Here is a 15,265-nt window from a genome sequence, read left to right on the forward strand (position 1 = left end):
GGCTCCGTACGGCGTGGGCGGGAAGCCCCGCACGGTACGGGCGGGAGGCCCCGCGCGGTACGGGCGAGAGGCCCTGGACGGCGCGGGCGTGGCGGAGGGCCGGGTGTGCTCAGCCCTCCGCCACGACCCGCACCGGCAGGGCGCTCAGCGCCTCGCGCAGCGCTGCCGCGAACTCCTCGAACTCGGCGTGCCGAGCGGTGCCGGTCCGTACGGCCAGCGCGATACGCCGGGAGGGCGCCGGTTCGGTGAAGTACCCGGTGTCCAGGGCGTCGTTGCGTGCCGTCTCGATCTTCACCGCGGTGCGCGGCAGCAGTGTCACGCCGAGTCCGCCCGCGACGAGCTGTACGAGGGTCGAGAGGCCCGCGGCGGTCGTGGTGACCGGGGCGCCTTCGGTGCGGCCGGCCTCGCGGCAGATGTCCAGGGCCTGGTCGCGCAGGCAGTGCCCCTCGTCGAGGAGCAGCAGCGGCAGGTCCTGCAAGGCGTCACGCGGGATGTCCCCGCGTCCGCCCAGCCGGTTGCCCCGCTCCATGACGAGCACGAAGTCCTCGTCGAAAAGCGGGAGTTCGGTGACGCCGGACACTCCGAGCGGCACCGCGAGCAGCAGCAGGTCCAGGCGCCCGGCGCCCAGTCCGTCCAGCAGCGAGGAGGTCTGCTCCTCGTGTACCTGGAGGTCGAGTTCCGGGTAGCGGTCGTGGACCAGGGTGAGGACGGTCGGCAGCAGGTAGGGGGCGACGGTCGGGATCACGCCGAGCCTGAGCACCCCGGTGAACGGCGCCCGTACCGCCTCCGCCTCCTCCATCAGATCGGCGAGCGCCTCCAGTACGGCGCCGGCCCGCACGGCGAGGCGTTCCCCGGCGGGAGACAGCAGCACCTTGCGCGTCGTACGCTCGAGCAGCTGGACACCCAGTGCCACCTCCAGCGCGGAAACCGCCCCGGAGAGCGCCGGCTGGCTCATGCCGATGGCTGCCGCCGCGTCCCGGAAGTGCAGGTGCTCCGCCACGGCCGCGAAGGCGCGCAGCTGCGACAGGCTCGGCTGTTTGGGCCGGTTGGGCTGATTTACGTATCCCACGATCACTCCACTGATAGGCACCTCCGATCATCACGGCAGAGTGTAGCTATTTCCGTGATCAATGCACTCTGTGCCAGAGTGGAAACCGTCCAACCCCCGGGAAATCCCCCTAAAGGGGATGTCCCATCCAGCAAGGAGTGCGCGTGCTCACTGTCGGTGACAAGTTCCCCGAGTTCGACCTGACCGCTTGTGTGTCGCTGGAGAGCGGCAAGGAGTTCGAGCAGATCAACCACAAGACCTACGAGGGCAAGTGGAAGATCGTCTTCGCGTGGCCGAAGGACTTCACCTTCGTGTGCCCGACGGAGATCGCGGCCTTCGGCAAGCTGAACGACGAGTTCGCCGACCGTGACGCCCAGGTCCTCGGCTTCTCCGGTGACTCCGAGTTCGTGCACCACGCCTGGCGCAAGGACCACCCGGACCTGACCGACCTGCCCTTCCCGATGATGGCCGACTCGAAGCACGAGCTCATGCGTGACCTCGGCATCGAGGGCGAGGACGGCTTCGCCCAGCGCGCCGTCTTCATCGTCGACCAGAACAACGAGATCCAGTTCACGATGGTGACCGCCGGTTCCGTGGGCCGTAACCCCAAGGAGGTCCTGCGGGTCCTCGACGCCCTGCAGACCGACGAGCTGTGCCCGTGCAACTGGACCAAGGGCGAGAACACCCTCGACCCGGTCGCGCTCCTGTCGGGCGAGTGATCTGACATGGCACTCGACGAGCTGAAGTCCGCCATACCGGACTACGCCAAGGACCTGAAGCTGAACCTCGGTTCGGTCATCGGGAACAGCGACCTCCCCCAGCAGCAGCTGTGGGGCACCGTCCTGGCCTGCGCGATCGCCTCGCGCTCGCCCAAGGTGCTGCGCGAGCTGGAGCCGGAGGCCAAGGCCAACCTCTCCGCCGAGGCGTACACCGCGGCGAAGTCCGCGGCGGCCGTCATGGCGATGAACAACGTCTTCTACCGCACCCGGCACCTGCTGTCGGACCCGGAGTACGGGACCCTCCGCGCGGGTCTGCGGATGAACGTCATCGGCAACCCCGGTGTGGAGAAGGCCGACTTCGAGCTGTGGTCGTTCGCGGTCTCCGCGATCAACGGCTGCGGCCAGTGCCTGGACTCGCACGAGCAGGTGCTGCGCAAGGCCGGCCTGGACCGGGAGACCATCCAGGAGGCCGCCAAGATCGCCGCGGTGATCCAGGCGGTCGGCGTGACCCTCGACTCCGAGGCCGTGCTGGCCCAGTAGTACGAGTACCTTTGTACGAGAAGGGCCCCGTGGACGACCGACCGTCCGCGGGGCCCTTCTCGCGCCGCCCCGGCGAGAGCCCGGCTTCCCCCCGGCCCGAGCGGCCGGGTCTCAGGGGAGGGGGAACCAGTCCGACAGGCGCTTGGCGATGGCCGGTACGTCGAGAAGGTCCTGCGCGACCTCCTCGACGAACGGTCCGGCGACGGAGACGGGTGGCGGAGCCGTGTCGGCGCCGGCGCCGTTGAACCGCAGGAAAACACGCATGGCGAGCCAGGCGGTGCGCTTGTTGCCGTCGATCAGCGCGTGGTTGCGGGCGACGGAGTGCAGCAGGGCCGCCGCCTTGTCGTGCAGCGTGGGGTACAGCTCGGCCCCGAACACATGGGTCCGGGGCCGCTCGACCGTGTCCGTCCGCCGCTACGCCTGGGGGGTCTCCGGCCCCGCCGGTCCGTCCGTCCCCTCGCCGTCCCGGGTGCCGGGGCCGGGGTCCCCGGCGCGGGACGGCTCCGGGACCGGGGTCGGGGCGGTGGCCAGGGCGGTGGCGCCGTGCGGGGGCGGCACCCGGCGCATGGCCTCCTGTTCGCCGTACGCCTTGAGGTAACCGACCACCGTGTTGGTCACCGCGACCAGCGGTACGGCGACGACCGCGCCGCCGATGCCGGCGATCACGCCGCCCGCGGCGACCGCCAGGACGACGGCCAGCGGGTGGACGCGCACGGCGCGGCCGAGGATGAAGGGCTGGAGGATGTGGCCCTCGATCTGCTGCACGGCGAGCACCACGATGAGCACCATCAGGGCGGTGAACACGCCCTGGGTGACGAGCGCGACGACCACGGCGAGCGCCCCGGAGATCACGGCGCCGACCAGCGGGATGAAGGCGAAGAGGAAGATGAAGACGGCGAGCGGCACCGCCATCGGCACATCGAGGAAGTAGATCCCGAGCCCGATGAAGATCGCGTCGATCAGGGCGACGATCACCGTGCCCCGCACATACGCCGTCAGGGTCCGCCAGGCACGCGGCCCCGCGCCCGCGACACCCGGACGGGCCTGGGTGGGCACCAGTTTGAGGAACCACTGCCAGATGCGCTTGCCGTCGTAGAGCAGGAAGAGCGTCGAGAACATCGCCAGCAGCAGCCCGGTGAGGAACTCCACCATCACGGTCACGCCCTGGAGCCCGGCGGAGGTGATCTCCTCGGTGTTGGTGCCGATGGTGTCGCTGAGGTTCTTGGCGATGTCGTTGATCTGCGACTCGGTGACGTGGAACGGGCTGTCCAGCAGCCAGCGCTTCAACTCGTCGATGCCGTCGCGGACCCGGTCGGAGAGCGTGTCCAGGTTGTCCATCACCTGCCACACCACGAACCAGCCGACCAGTCCGATGATCACGAAGCCGAGCACGGCGGTGACCGCGGTCGCCAGCCCGCGGGGCAGCCCGAGCCGCTTGAGCCGTACGACGGTCGGCTGGAGCATCGCCGTCACCAGCAGGGCCGCGGTGAACGCCAGGACGATCAGCTGCACCGCGCTGATGACCCGCATCAGCACCCAGAGCGTGCCCGCCAGGACAAGCAGCCGCCAGCCGGCCTCCGCCGCGACCCGCATGCCCCACGGGATCGCCGCGACCGGATCGGGCTTGGCGGAGACGTAGGGGGCGTAGTCCGGTGGGCGCGGCACCTGGTCCGCCTGTCCGGCGGCCTCCCGGGCGTCGGCCGCGGCGGCCAGCGCCTCGGGGGAAGGACTCGTGGCGGCCACGTCCTCGTCCTCCGGGTGCGCGCTCCGGGCACGGCGCTCTTCCAGGCGTGCCCCGATATCGCTGAGTCCGGCGCCCAGCCGGCCGAGCCACCCCGGAAGTTTGGACATGGTTCTTCCCTTTCCCCCGCCTGCTCCCATCACTCTCCTGGAGCTGTTCGGATCCGACCGTACACGCGTGAAGCCCCGCACCGTAGGACGGTGCGGGGCTTCACGGGGTTGAGCGTCCGGCGGTTCCCGCCGGAGGAATTCCCGGCCTAGTACCAGTGGTTGGCCTGCCAGAAGGACCAGGCGCCGCAGGGGCTGCCGTAGCGGCCGTCCATGTAGCTGAGGCCCCACTTGATCTGGGTGGCGGGGTTGGTCTGCCAGTCGGCGCCGGCGGAGGACATCTTCGAGCCGGGCAGTGCCTGGACGAGCCCGTACGCACCGGAGGAAGGGTTCTGCGCCCGGTAGTTCCAGGTGGACTCGTGGTTCACGATGTTGCTGAAGCACTGGAACTGGTCGGCGGGGACCATCTGCCGGGCCATCGCCTGTACCTGGGCCACGGTGTAGGAGCCCTGCGCGGCGAAGGAGGTGGCGTCGCGGACGGCGGACCGGCTCGCACGCTCGGCCTCCGCCGCCTTCTCCTTGGCCTTGCGATCGGCCTCCAGCTTGTCCTCGGCGGCCTTCTTCTTGGACTTGGCGTCCTTGGCCGCCTGGACGCGGGCCGTCTCCTCGGCCGACTTCTTCGCGGCCGCGTCGGCCGCGGAGGCCTGGGCGTCGGCCTGCTGGGTCAGCGAGGCGGTCTGGACCTGGGCCTGCTGGCCCGCGGGGATGTCTGCGAGCAGCGTGGTGTCGGCTGCGGCCGCCTCGAAGTTGTTGTCATCGGCAGCGGGAGTGCTGCCCGAGGCAACGCCTACGACGGCGCCAACGGTGGTGACCGCGGTGGCTGATGCCACTGCGAACCCCCGGACCGAGATCCGGCTCACACGGTGTCCTTCCAGCATCGCCCGCTTAGGTGACCTCGCGGGCGCAATCGTGCCCCTGGCACTGGCCTCCCTACTGCTTGGGTCACGGGAGGCACGGGCCCGGTGGGCGGCTTCCTCACGGGAAGCGCCGCGTGGTACTCGCGGGCGGCATACGGACGGCGTGTGTTGAGTTGTCTGGTGCGCGGCGCCTGCGGGAGGCGCCAGTTGCCGTATGCGGGGCCTGACGGAAGCAAGACTCTGCCGGAGAGACACGCACTGTTGCAATTCTGTGTCGCGTGGGAAAGCTCACACCCCGTTTGGGCCAAGTGTTTTGCGGAAATGACGGCGCAGCACAATGCCGCCCGGCTAAGCTCTTTCGCTCGCCGGGCGGCACCTTCGGGACTTTCCCTGTCAGATGTGCCCTTCCTCCAGCATTTCGGTCACCAGCGCGGCGATCGGCGAGCGCTCGGAACGGGTGAGCGTGACGTGGGCGAAGAGGGGATGCCCCTTCAGTTTCTCGACCACGGCGACGACTCCGTCGTACCGGCCGACCCGGAGGTTGTCCCGCTGGGCGACGTCATGGGTGAGCACGACACGCGAATTCGTGCCGATCCGGGACAGAACGGTCAGCAGGACGTTCCGTTCGAGGGACTGGGCCTCGTCCACGATCACGAACGCGTCGTGCAGCGAGCGGCCCCGGATGTGAGTGAGCGGGAGGATCTCCAGCATCCCCCGGCCCAGCACCTCTTCGATGACCTCGCGTCCGGCGACCGCCGACAGCGTGTCGAAGACGGCCTGCGCCCAGGGGCTCATCTTCTCGGCCTCGGTGCCGGGGAGGTAGCCCAGTTCCTGCCCGCCGACCGCGTACAGCGGGCGGAAGACCATCACCTTCTGGTGCTGCCTGCGCTCCAGCACCGCCTCCAGGCCCGCGCAGAGCGCCAGCGCGGATTTGCCCGTGCCCGCGCGCCCGCCCATGGAGACGATGCCGACGTCCGGGTCGAGCAGCAGGTCCAGCGCGATGCGCTGCTCGGCGCTGCGGCCGTGGATGCCGAACGCTTCCCGGTCGCCGCGCACCAGGCGTACGTTGCCCTCGGCGGTGACCCTGCCGAGGGCCTTGCCGCGCTCGGACTGGATGACGAGACCGGTGTGTACGGGGTGTCCGGCCGCCTCGGGGACGTAGAGGGTCTCCTCCGAGAAGAGCAGGTCGACCTGTTCGCCGGTCAGCGCCAGTTCGGCCATCCCGGTCCAGCCGGAGTCGGTGATGGCGAGCTCGGCGCGGTACTCCTCGGCGAGCAGGCCCACCGAGGACGCCTTGATCCGGAGCGGGAGGTCCTTGGAGACGACGGTGACGTCGTACCCCTCGGCCTGGAGGTTGCGCGCGACCGCGAGGATCCGTGAGTCGTTGTCCCCCAGCCGGTAGCCGGCGGGCAGTACCCCGGGGTCCGAGTGGTTGAGTTCGACACGGAGCGTCCCGCCCAGGTCCCCGAGCGGGACCGGGGCGTCCAGCCGGCCGTACCTCACCCGGAAGTCGTCGAGCAGGCGCAGGGCCTGCCGGGCGAAGTAACCGAGTTCGGGATGGTGCCGTTTGGCCTCCAGCTCCGTCACCACCACGACCGGGAGCACGACTTCGTGCTCGTCGAAGCGGGTCAGGGCACTGGGGTCGGCCAGCAGGACACTGGTGTCGAGAACATAGGTGCGCCTGTCGGGCATGCGGCGCTTGGTACTGGTCACCACGGAAGGACGTACCCCCTCGGACGAGGTCGGGGAGTGCGACGGAAGTCGCGGAACTTCCCGAAGGAAGAGGACGGACCGGGTCCGGACCCTGTGCGCGGGCCGGACACCGGCCCTTCGCGTCGGCCGCACGTCGTGCGGTCCTTCGAGTGCAAAGGGCCTCCCGGGTGAGCGGGCGGGACGCCGCTCATCGGTCTGCGACGTCCGCCTGGCTGATGACCGGACATCGACCTGACAGAGGCATTCCCCTCAGGCAGCCCCGCCATGCCGAGCCCGTACGGTCATCGCCGCAGCCCGGAGGGCACGGTTCGGGAAGCACGGCCCGAGGGACGCGGGCCCCGGGCGGGGCGCCGCGGCCCGGGCCGTCCCCGCCGCCCGGGCCGGTCCGCCGGAACCGTTCCGCGCTCAGGCGCCGTAACGGCGGTGGCGGGCGGCGTAGTCGCGCAGGGCCCGCAGGAAGTCGACCTTCCGGAAGGCCGGCCAGAAGACCTCGCAGAAGTAGTACTCGGAGTGGGCGCTCTGCCAGAGCATGAACCCGGACAGCCGCTGCTCACCGCTGGTACGGATCACCAGGTCGGGATCGGGCTGTCCCCGGGTGTAGAGGTGCTCGGAGATCAGGTCCGTGGAGACGACCTCGGCGAGTTCCTCGAAGGTGGTGCCCTTGGCCGCGTGGTCCAGCAGCAGTGACCGGACGGCGTCCGCGATCTCCTGGCGTCCGCCGTAGCCGACGGCGACGTTGACGAGTATCCCCTCGACCCCGGCCGTGGCCTCCTCCGCCTCCTTCAGCACGGTCTGGGTCCGCGCGGGCAGCAGGTCCATCGTCCCGACGTGGTGGACGCGCCACCGCCCGTCGGCGGCGAGGCTGCGCACCGTGTTCTCGATGATGCCGAGCAGCGGGACCAGTTCCGCCTCGGGCCGGTCGAAGTTGTCCGTGGACAGCAGCCACAGGGTGACGACCTCGACCTCGGTCTCGCCGCACCAGCCGAGGAGCTCGGAGATCTTGTCGGCCCCGGCCTGGTGCCCCTGTACGGCCGACCCGCCCGACGCCTTCGCCCATCGCCGGTTGCCGTCGAGGATGACTCCGATGTGCTTGGGCACCTGGGCGTGGTCCAGGCGGCCTTCCACACGGCGCGCGTAGAGCCCGTACACCAGGTCACGCAAGTTCACTGAAGTCACCCTCTCGGTTCTTTACGGGTCGTGGGCCCGCCGTCCCCGTCACCGGGGGTCCGGGTCCGTCCCCGGGGGAGCTCCGCACGGTCCGCGCCTACAGATCCGGGCCGCGGACCTGCGCATCCCGAAGCCGCCACATTACTGCGGGCCGGTCACCACGGCCCAACCGGTGTGTCACAAGTCCGTGATAAGGAGTGAAAGGTGACTGAATCCATCCACCACCGTGCCGCTGAGTCGCGATACGACTCCATGGAATACCGCAGGACCGGGCGCAGCGGCCTCAGGCTGCCCGCCGTCTCGCTCGGCCTGTGGCACAACTTCGGCGACGACCGGGACCTGGCCACCCAGCGGGCGATCCTGCGCCGCGCCTTCGACCTCGGTGTGACCCACTTCGACCTCGCCAACAACTACGGTCCGCCGCCGGGCTCCGCCGAGCTGAACTTCGGCAAGCTCTTCCGCCAGGACTTCGCGCCGTACCGGGACGAGCTGGTCGTCTCCACGAAGGCCGGTTACCTGATGCACCCGGGCCCGTACGGTGAGTGGGGCTCCCGTAAGTACCTGCTGTCCTCGCTGGACGCCTCCCTGCGGCGGACCGGCCTCGATTACGTCGACATCTTCTACTCGCACCGCTTCGACCCGGCGACCCCGCTGGAGGAGACCATGGGGGCGCTGGCCTCCGCGGTGCACCGGGGCAAGGCCCTCTACGCGGGGGTGTCCTCCTACAACTCCGAGCAGACGGCCGAGGCGGCCCGGCTGCTCCGGGAGATGGGGGTGCCGGCCCTGATCCACCAGCCGTCCTACTCGATGGTGAACCGCTGGATCGAGGCCGACGGACTGCTCGACACGCTGGAGGAGGCGGGTATGGGCTGCATCTCCTTCGCACCGCTCGCCCAGGGACTGCTCACCGGCAAGTACCTCACCGGGATCCCGGAGGGCTCGCGCGCCAGCCAGGGCAAGTCCCTGGACCCGGGGCTGCTCACCGAGGAGATGGTGCGGCGGCTGCGCGGTCTGGACGGCATCGCGCGGGGCCGCGGCCAGACCCTGGCCCAGCTGGCCCTCAACTGGGTGCTGCGGGACGACCGTATGACGTCGGCCCTGATCGGCGCGTCCAGCGTGGAGCAGCTGGAGGAGAACGTGGCCGCGCTCGCCGCGCCGGCGCTGTCGGCGGACGAGCTGGTCGAGATCGACACCTTCGCGGTGGACACCGCGCGCACCAACATCTGGGCGAACCGGGGCTGAGGCGGCGCCCCGGCGGGGGGGCCGCCCGCTCCGGGCACCGGGGGTGGGTGGTCCCCTGGGCCCGGGGACCCGGCGACCCGGGGGCCCGGCGGGTGGCGGGTGGCGGGATTCCGGTGGCGGGGCTGGTCCCGGGTGCGCCGCCTGATTCCGGGCACAAAAAACGGGCCGGTCCGTGGGGGGGGGTTACGGACCGGCCCGAGGGGGGGTTTCCACCATAACCCTTCGTAAGGGATGCCGCGTGCCACGCCACTCCACAATTACTCTCCGGATTCGCCGGAATGCGCTGTGCCCGCATCGGCGAAACCGTCCTGGACGGGTCCCGGCCCTGGTCCGGGCGTGTTCGAAGGCCCTCCGGGGGGTCCGGCCCGGCTCCGGCCGCACTCCGGCCCCGCTCCCGCTTCCCGCGAGCCGCGCAGGACGGGGGTTGACCCGTTGACGCCCCGGGTCCGGCCGCATGACCCCGCACGCCCGCACCGTGTCCCGGGGCCGGGCCGGACTCCGCCCGGCGGCCCGCCCGTCGGGGGACGAGGGACGGCACCGCCGGCGCCGGTGACAGCGCGGGACGAGCCGGCCGGTACCCCGGAGCTCTCAGCGGCGTATGAAGCGGATCGTCACCGTGTCGCCCGAGCCCACCACGAAGTCACCCTCCTCGCAGCGGAGGACGGCCTCGTAGGCCCTGTCCCGCCCGTCGCGGTACTCCTCGGCTCCGACGACGGTCCACGCCCCGGTGTACGGGACCGGCGGGAGCTGGGGCAGCGGGCCGAAGTCCCACTGGCCGGGTACGCACCAGTCGGGCAGGGCGGGCCAGGAGCCGGAGGTGATGCCCAGCGTCCCGCCGGAGACACAGGTCAGCAGGACCGACTGCCCTTCGGCGAGCACGAATTCGACCGCCTCGGGCTCTCCCGCGCGCCCCTCGGGCCGGTAGAACAGGCCGTGGACGGCGGTGATGCGGGCTCCGGCCAGCCAGTCGGCCCTCCGGTGCCGAGGGCGGCCCGCCGGCCGTCCGGTCTCTCCGCCGGTGGCTTCCCTTCCAACCGTCATGACCTGCCCCTTCGTTGTGCGCTCAACCACCAGGGTCGCACTACCCATGAGTAGGACGGAGGGGCGGGCGGAGCCGTTGCGTCGGACACCGGCCGGATGCCCCTGGCGGACCCGGATCCGCACGGCCGGCGGGCCTGGTCGGCGGGGCTCGGTCAGCGGGGCTTGCGGGCCTCGATCAGGTACCTGGAGCTGTGCGCGACGAACGGCCCTTCGCTCTCGATCTTCCGGTGCAGGGAGCGTAGTCGGGGAAGGTACTCCTCGACGGTGAAGCCGGGAACCATCCAGATGACCTTGCGCAGGAAGTAGACGACGGCCCCGATGTCGAAGAACTCCATCCGCAGCCTCTCCGCGCGCAGGCCGACGACCTCCAGTCCCGCGGCCTCTGCCCCGGCCGCCGCGTGCCGCGGGTCGCGGGCGTCCCGGGCCTCGTCCGGCTGCGGGCCCAGGAAGTACTCGATGATCTCGAACACGCTGGAGGGCCCGACCTGTTGGGAGAAGTACGTACCGCCGGGCACCAGCACCCTGGCGATCTCCTCCCACCAGGTGGTCACCGGGTGCCTGCTGACCACGAGGTCGAAGGCGCCGTCCCCGAACGGCAGCGGCGGTTCGTCGGCGTCCGCGACCACCGCCACCCCGCGCGGGTGGAGCAGTGCGGTGGCGCGGGCGATGTTCGGGGGCCAGGACTCGGTGGCCACGGTCAGCGCCGGCAGCCGGGGCACGGAGGCCAGCACCTCTCCGCCGCCGGTCTGGATGTCGAGCGCGGCACCGGCTCGGGCCATGCGGCCGGCCATGGCGCGGGCGTACCCCCAGGAAGGGCGCTGCTCGGTGGCGCGCCCGTCCAGCCAGGAGAAGTCCCAGCCGTCGACCGGTACGGCTGCGGCCTCGGCGACCAGCGTCTCGAAGCGCCCGTCCGGGCCGGAGGCCGGGCGGGGACCGGGGCCGGACTCCACCGGGGGTGTGGGGGCGGGCGTGGAGGATTCCATACGGGAAGCGTGGCAGCCGGGGGCGCGCCCGCGCGAACGTTTATTCGGCACCGGTCCCTCCCCCTCCCCCTTCCGTCCGGAGCTCCTGCCGGCGCCTGGGCACCTCAGCCGGCCAGGCCGCCGGACAGCAGGCCGAGCAGCGCTCCCGTGATCATGAACGGGCCGAACGGGATGCCCGTCCTGCGCCCGGCCCGGCGCAGGAGCATCAGACAGGCTCCGTACAGGGCTCCGAGGAGGAAACCCGCGAAACCGCCGGCGAACAGCACCCCCCAGCCGTACCAGCCGAGGCCCACGCCGAGGGAGAGGGCCAGTTTCACGTCGCCGAAGCCCATGCCGTTGGGGTTGATCAGGAAGAGCAGGAAGTAGAAGCCGCCGAGCCCGGCACCGCCGAGCAGGGCCGTGGTCCAGGAACCGGCGTGTCCGGGGTGGAGTGCCGTGGCTCCGAGCAGCAGACCGAGCCCGGCGGCCAGCGGAAGGGTCAGCGGGTCGGGCAGCCGGTGCACCCGGTGGTCGATGACGGCCAGGAGCACCGCGACGGGCGCCGCCAGCAGCCATACGAGGAGTTCCGGCCGGGGGCCGACCGCCCAGGCCAGGGCGGCGCAGGCGAGGACGTTGACGGCGGGGGCCAGGAAGCGGGGGGCGTAACGGGGGTTCCGGGTGGCCTGCTCCCCCGCCCCGGGGCCGGGGTCCGATGCGGGGGCTTCCGGGGCCTGGGCTCCGGGGGCCGGATCCCGGGCTTCGGGGGGCGAGGCTGCGGCTCCGGAGGCCGCGGACCGGGCTTCTGGGGACGGCACCGCGGCTCCGGGAGCCGCGGGCCGGGCTTCGGCGGCCGCTGCCCCGGGGGCCGGGGCCGCGGTCTCCGGGGCGGTGGCTCCAAGTGCGGTCCGAGGGGCCGGTGTGCCGGGTGTCTGCGGGTGGGCCCGCGCCGTGTCTCCGGGGTGGACGGGCACGGGAGCCGTGGCGCAGCTCGCGCAGGTGGTGGAGCCGATCCAGCCGCGGCCGAGGGCCGGCCCGCCGAGCGTGTGCCCGGCCGGGCAGCTGTCCCGCAGCGCTTCCTCGGGTTCCACGGCGAAGCGGTAGGCGGCACGCGGCAGCAGCGGTCCGGTGGCGGCGCCCCAGAGCACGGCGACCGCAATCAGTGTGGCGTCCACGTCGGTGACCCTAATCCGGGCGGCTCCGGCCGGTCTTGGGCCCTGGGGCCCACTGCCCGCCGTTCCGGGCCCAGCGGGGCGCGGGGAGGGCTACGGTCGGTGCCCATGGGGAAATGGCGTAACGGCAACGGCACACTGACGGTGATGGCGGCCCCCGATCCGGCGGGGGGGCCGGGGCCGGACACGGGCCGGCCTCACGAACCGGCCCCCGCCGGGCGGGGGATACCGCTGCGGATCGCGGCGTCGTACCGGGCGCGGGCGAAGGGGCTGCTGGGGGTGGACGGTGTCGACGGGGCACTGCTGATCACCCCGTGCGGGAGCGTCCACACCTTCCGGATGCGTTTCGCCATCGATGTGGCCTATCTGGACCGGCGGTTCAGGGTCCTGGCGGTCCGCACGATGAAACCGGGCCGGCTCGGCCTGCCGAGGCTGCGGGCCCGGCACGTGCTGGAGTCCGAGGCCGGGGCGATGGAGGCATGGGGGCTGCGCCGGGGGGCCCGTGTCCGCGTCGAGGCGGAGCCCGCGGTCAGGGAAGCCTCGCCGCCTGGGCGGTGACCAGGGCTGCCGGGATCTCGGGGACGGTGTCCGCGAGGTAGTTGGCGGCGTAGAAGGTGACGACCGTGGACCCGGTGCGGACCAGGTGGAAGACGAGCGGGACCCGGTCCCCTTCGAGGCTGCCCGTCACCTGGTAGGCGAAGGCCTCCTGACCGGCGTCGGGGGCGGGCAGTTCCTTCACCTCGGTGTAGGTGGACGGCCCGTCCTCGCTCGTCGTACGGAACCCTCCGGCGCAGGCGCGTACCGCGTCGCGCACCGTGTGCAGAAGTTGTCCGGCGTCGCCCGGGTGGTGCGAGGTGAGGATCTCGGTGACGACGGTCTGGTCCTCCTGGCCCTCTTCCGCGGTGTCCACGGCCGTGCGGAAGACGGTGGCCGCGGGGGCCGGCTCGGGCGAGCCGTTGATGACGGCGGTGAGCGGCCGGCAGGCGTCGTCGTCGGGCTTCTCCGTGCCCCGCTCCTCCGTGCCCTGGAGCGGGTCGATCTCCCAGCCGGGCAGCTCCCCGGTGGTCAGTGCCACCTCGGTGAGTCCTGCTTCGGTGAGGGTCCTGCCGTCGCTGGTGGGTGCGGGGGCGGGCGGTCGCGACGAGGCCGGTGCCCCGTCGGCGGGGGATGCCGGGGCACCGGTCCCGGCGGCGCCCTTGCCGGTCCTGCCGCTCCGGTCGTCCTGCGCCCCGCCGTCCGGCCCGCAGGCGACGGCGGCGAGGCAGAGGAGGGCCGCGGTGGCCGCCGCCCGGACTGTCGTACGTACCTTCATCGCTCGCAGCTCCTGACCCGCCCGCGGTACGCGGTGCACGGGACCGCACGGTAACAACCGGTGTGTCGCCCGCGCGTGGGCCCGTGGGCCCAACTCCTCTCACGGCGGGCCGGATCCGAGCAGCGTCCAGGCGCCGTACACGCCGGACGCCACCGCGAGGACCGTGAGGACCGCGGCCGTCCGGGCGGTGGTACGCACCCCTGCCAGCGCCAGGGCGGGCGGGACGAGCAGCGGGAAGGCGGGCATCATCAGCCTCGGCCGGGACCCGAAGTACCCGGAGCCGATCAGCGAGATCACGACGACCGCGATGCCGTACACCAGGACCGGCACCGGCTGCCGCTGCCGTACGCACAGGGCCACCAGCCATCCGAGCAGCCCCAGCGCCGCGCAGAGGCCGAGTGCGGCGGGCAGCGGCAGCCCGGCGATGAACGCGGCCAGCGCCCGGCCGCCGTCGATGCTGTTGCCCCAGGCCGCCTGTACCTCGAAGTAGGCGAACGGGCCGCCCTCGCGCACGGCGACGAACACGACGTATCCCAGCCAGCCCAGCGGCGCGAGGCACACCCCGAGCAGCATGCGCGCCCGCCGTCGCGCCCGCCCGGCCGCGGGTGCGCCCGAGCGGTGCTCCCGTACGAGGGCGACCGCCGCGGTGATCCCGAGCGCGGCGATGAGCGCCGCGGCCGAGGGCCGGGTCAGTCCCGCGAGCACGCACAGGGCGCCGGCCGTGATCCAGCGGTCGCGCAGCACCGCGTACAGGGACCAGGCGGCGAGCGCGGTGAACAGCGTCTCGGTGTACGCCATCGACTGCACGAACGCCGTCGGGTACACCCCCCACAGCGCGGCCAGCACCACCCCGGCCCGCCGCCCGTACAGCCGCGCGCCCACGGCGAAGATCCCCCAGGCGGCGGCCAGTCCCGCGAGCCAGGCGACGGCGATGCCGGCGCCCTGGAGGGTGAGCGGGGACACGGTGGCCAGCGCGCGTTCCAGGGCGGGCAGCAGCGGGAAGAACGCCAGGTCGGGGTGGACACCGCCGTCGGGCAGGGTGACGGTGTAGCCGTAGCCGTTCCCGGCGATCCGCTGGTACCAGACGGAGTCCCAGCGTCCGCCCAGCAGGTGCAGGGCGTCCTTCCCGGTGGCCGACGCCCACACCCAGAGGACGAGGAGCCCGACGGCCCGGACGGCCGCGTACACGGCGAGGGCGGGGGCCGCGGCGGCGAACGCGGTCCGGGCGCGGTGGCGGAAGGTGCCGGACGGGCCGGGCGAACCGGGCGGGCCGGGCGGGCCGGGCGGGCCGGGCGGCGTCGGTCCGGGGGACGGCACCGGGGGGCGGGTCCGGGTCTCGGCATGAGGCATACGGCCGATTATGTCGGCCCGGGCGGGGCGGCCCCTCTCCGGGCGGCCCCGGTCAGCCGGGCGCGGGCCACGGGACCGGCGGGCGCGGGCCACGGGACCGGCGGGGCGTCCGACGACGAGCGTCCCCGGCGATGACGTACCACCGGAAGCGGCGCCCTTGTCCGGAGGCGGTCTCGGCCCCCGGCGCCCCGGCTCGCGGTCCTGCCGTGTCCGGGCCGCCCACCCGTCCGGGCCGCGGTGTCCTGTCCCGGGTGCCGGACGGGGCGGAGCGGACGCGGGAGGGCATGGAAGGGTTCG

Annotated in this window: 14 protein-coding genes and 1 pseudogene; 4 read left to right on the top strand and 11 right to left on the bottom strand. The window is 72.5% G+C overall.

Features of this window, described 5'->3' with window-relative positions; translation table 11 throughout:
* Positions 1-109: 109 nt before the first annotated feature.
* On the bottom strand, positions 110-1,069 hold the full coding sequence (locus CP967_RS11625) for a hydrogen peroxide-inducible genes activator (protein WP_150487916.1): 960 nt from the start codon (positions 1,067-1,069) through the stop codon (positions 110-112).
* A gap of 143 nt (positions 1,070-1,212) precedes the next feature.
* Between CP967_RS11625 and CP967_RS11630 the strand changes: the two genes are divergently transcribed.
* Both CP967_RS11630 and CP967_RS11635 read left to right on the top strand, forming a co-directional pair.
* Positions 1,213-1,767 carry a peroxiredoxin gene (locus tag CP967_RS11630; protein ID WP_150487917.1) on the top strand — a complete coding sequence of 185 codons (555 nt, stop codon included), beginning with the start codon at positions 1,213-1,215 and terminating at the stop codon, positions 1,765-1,767.
* A gap of 6 nt (positions 1,768-1,773) precedes the next feature.
* On the top strand, positions 1,774-2,307 hold the full coding sequence (locus tag CP967_RS11635) for an alkyl hydroperoxide reductase (RefSeq protein WP_150487918.1): 534 nt from the start codon (positions 1,774-1,776) through the stop codon (positions 2,305-2,307).
* 111 nt (positions 2,308-2,418) lie between these two features.
* Here the strand turns inward: CP967_RS11635 and CP967_RS11640 are convergent.
* The 5 genes and pseudogenes from CP967_RS11640 to CP967_RS11660 form a co-directional block, all read right to left on the bottom strand.
* A pseudogene (locus CP967_RS11640) lies at positions 2,419-2,706 on the bottom strand (type II toxin-antitoxin system death-on-curing family toxin); the annotation flags it as partial.
* Positions 2,707-2,721: 15 nt separating this feature from the next.
* Positions 2,722-4,158 carry an AI-2E family transporter gene (locus CP967_RS11645; protein ID WP_150487920.1) on the bottom strand — a complete coding sequence of 479 codons (1,437 nt, stop codon included), beginning with the start codon at positions 4,156-4,158 and terminating at the stop codon, positions 2,722-2,724.
* A gap of 146 nt (positions 4,159-4,304) precedes the next feature.
* Entirely contained in the window at positions 4,305-5,015 is a 711-nt protein-coding gene (locus tag CP967_RS11650; protein ID WP_150487921.1) for an aggregation-promoting factor C-terminal-like domain-containing protein, read from the bottom strand.
* A gap of 390 nt (positions 5,016-5,405) precedes the next feature.
* Entirely contained in the window at positions 5,406-6,728 is a 1,323-nt protein-coding gene (gene phoH2 / locus CP967_RS11655; protein ID WP_150487922.1) for an RNA 5'-3' helicase PhoH2, read from the bottom strand.
* A gap of 402 nt (positions 6,729-7,130) precedes the next feature.
* A complete protein-coding gene (locus CP967_RS11660; protein WP_150491802.1) occupies positions 7,131-7,892 on the bottom strand; it encodes an isoprenyl transferase in 762 nt (253 codons plus the stop codon).
* 204 nt (positions 7,893-8,096) lie between these two features.
* Here CP967_RS11660 and mgrA point away from each other — a divergent pair, with 204 nt between their 5' ends.
* Positions 8,097-9,134: an L-glyceraldehyde 3-phosphate reductase gene (gene mgrA, locus CP967_RS11665; protein WP_150487923.1), complete on the top strand. Its 1,038-nt coding sequence runs from the start codon at positions 8,097-8,099 to the stop codon at positions 9,132-9,134.
* 588 nt (positions 9,135-9,722) lie between these two features.
* Here the strand turns inward: mgrA and CP967_RS11670 are convergent.
* The 3 genes from CP967_RS11670 to CP967_RS11680 all read right to left on the bottom strand — a co-directional run bounded on the left by CP967_RS11670 (position 9,723) and on the right by CP967_RS11680 (position 12,309).
* Positions 9,723-10,175, bottom strand: coding sequence for a hypothetical protein (locus CP967_RS11670; protein ID WP_150487924.1), 453 nt, complete (start codon positions 10,173-10,175; stop codon positions 9,723-9,725).
* Between the two features lie 152 nt (positions 10,176-10,327).
* Positions 10,328-11,158 carry a class I SAM-dependent methyltransferase gene (locus CP967_RS11675; protein WP_150487925.1) on the bottom strand — a complete coding sequence of 277 codons (831 nt, stop codon included), beginning with the start codon at positions 11,156-11,158 and terminating at the stop codon, positions 10,328-10,330.
* A 104-nt stretch (positions 11,159-11,262) separates the two neighbouring features.
* On the bottom strand, positions 11,263-12,309 hold the full coding sequence (locus CP967_RS11680) for a prepilin peptidase (RefSeq protein ID WP_150487926.1): 1,047 nt from the start codon (positions 12,307-12,309) through the stop codon (positions 11,263-11,265).
* Between the two features lie 105 nt (positions 12,310-12,414).
* On the opposite strand from CP967_RS11680, the gene CP967_RS11685 reads away from it, so the two are divergent.
* A complete protein-coding gene (locus tag CP967_RS11685) occupies positions 12,415-12,864 on the top strand; it encodes a DUF192 domain-containing protein (RefSeq protein ID WP_150487927.1) in 450 nt (149 codons plus the stop codon).
* Here the strand turns inward: CP967_RS11685 and CP967_RS11690 are convergent.
* Both CP967_RS11690 and CP967_RS11695 read right to left on the bottom strand, forming a co-directional pair.
* The gene (locus tag CP967_RS11690; RefSeq protein WP_150487928.1) at positions 12,836-13,618 is read right to left on the bottom strand and encodes a hypothetical protein; all 783 of its coding nucleotides are present in this window, start codon (positions 13,616-13,618) and stop codon (positions 12,836-12,838) included. The two genes, CP967_RS11685 and CP967_RS11690, sit on opposite strands and share 29 nt — an antisense overlap.
* A 99-nt stretch (positions 13,619-13,717) precedes the next feature.
* On the bottom strand, positions 13,718-14,968 hold the full coding sequence (locus tag CP967_RS11695) for a hypothetical protein (protein WP_150487929.1): 1,251 nt from the start codon (positions 14,966-14,968) through the stop codon (positions 13,718-13,720).
* Positions 14,969-15,265 lie beyond the last annotated feature (297 nt).

Origin of the sequence: Streptomyces nitrosporeus, from assembly GCF_008704555.1 — a bacterium.
Lineage (GTDB): Bacteria > Actinomycetota > Actinomycetes > Streptomycetales > Streptomycetaceae > Streptomyces > Streptomyces nitrosporeus.

What these genes read in the sequence shown, in the direction of transcription:
- CP967_RS11675 (WP_150487925.1), bottom strand. Translation starts at nt 11,158, where the DNA reads ATGGAATCCTCCACGCCCGCCCCCACACCCCCGGTGGAGTCCGGCCCC.
- CP967_RS11695 (WP_150487929.1), bottom strand. Translation starts at nt 14,968, where the DNA reads ATGCCTCATGCCGAGACCCGGACCCGCCCCCCGGTGCCGTCCCCCGGA.
- CP967_RS11635 (WP_150487918.1), top strand. Translation starts at nt 1,774, where the DNA reads ATGGCACTCGACGAGCTGAAGTCCGCCATACCGGACTACGCCAAGGAC.
- CP967_RS11690 (WP_150487928.1), bottom strand. Translation starts at nt 13,618, where the DNA reads ATGAAGGTACGTACGACAGTCCGGGCGGCGGCCACCGCGGCCCTCCTC.
- CP967_RS11645 (WP_150487920.1), bottom strand. Translation starts at nt 4,158, where the DNA reads ATGTCCAAACTTCCGGGGTGGCTCGGCCGGCTGGGCGCCGGACTCAGC.
- CP967_RS11685 (WP_150487927.1), top strand. Translation starts at nt 12,415, where the DNA reads ATGGGGAAATGGCGTAACGGCAACGGCACACTGACGGTGATGGCGGCC.
- CP967_RS11670 (WP_150487924.1), bottom strand. Translation starts at nt 10,175, where the DNA reads ATGACGGTTGGAAGGGAAGCCACCGGCGGAGAGACCGGACGGCCGGCG.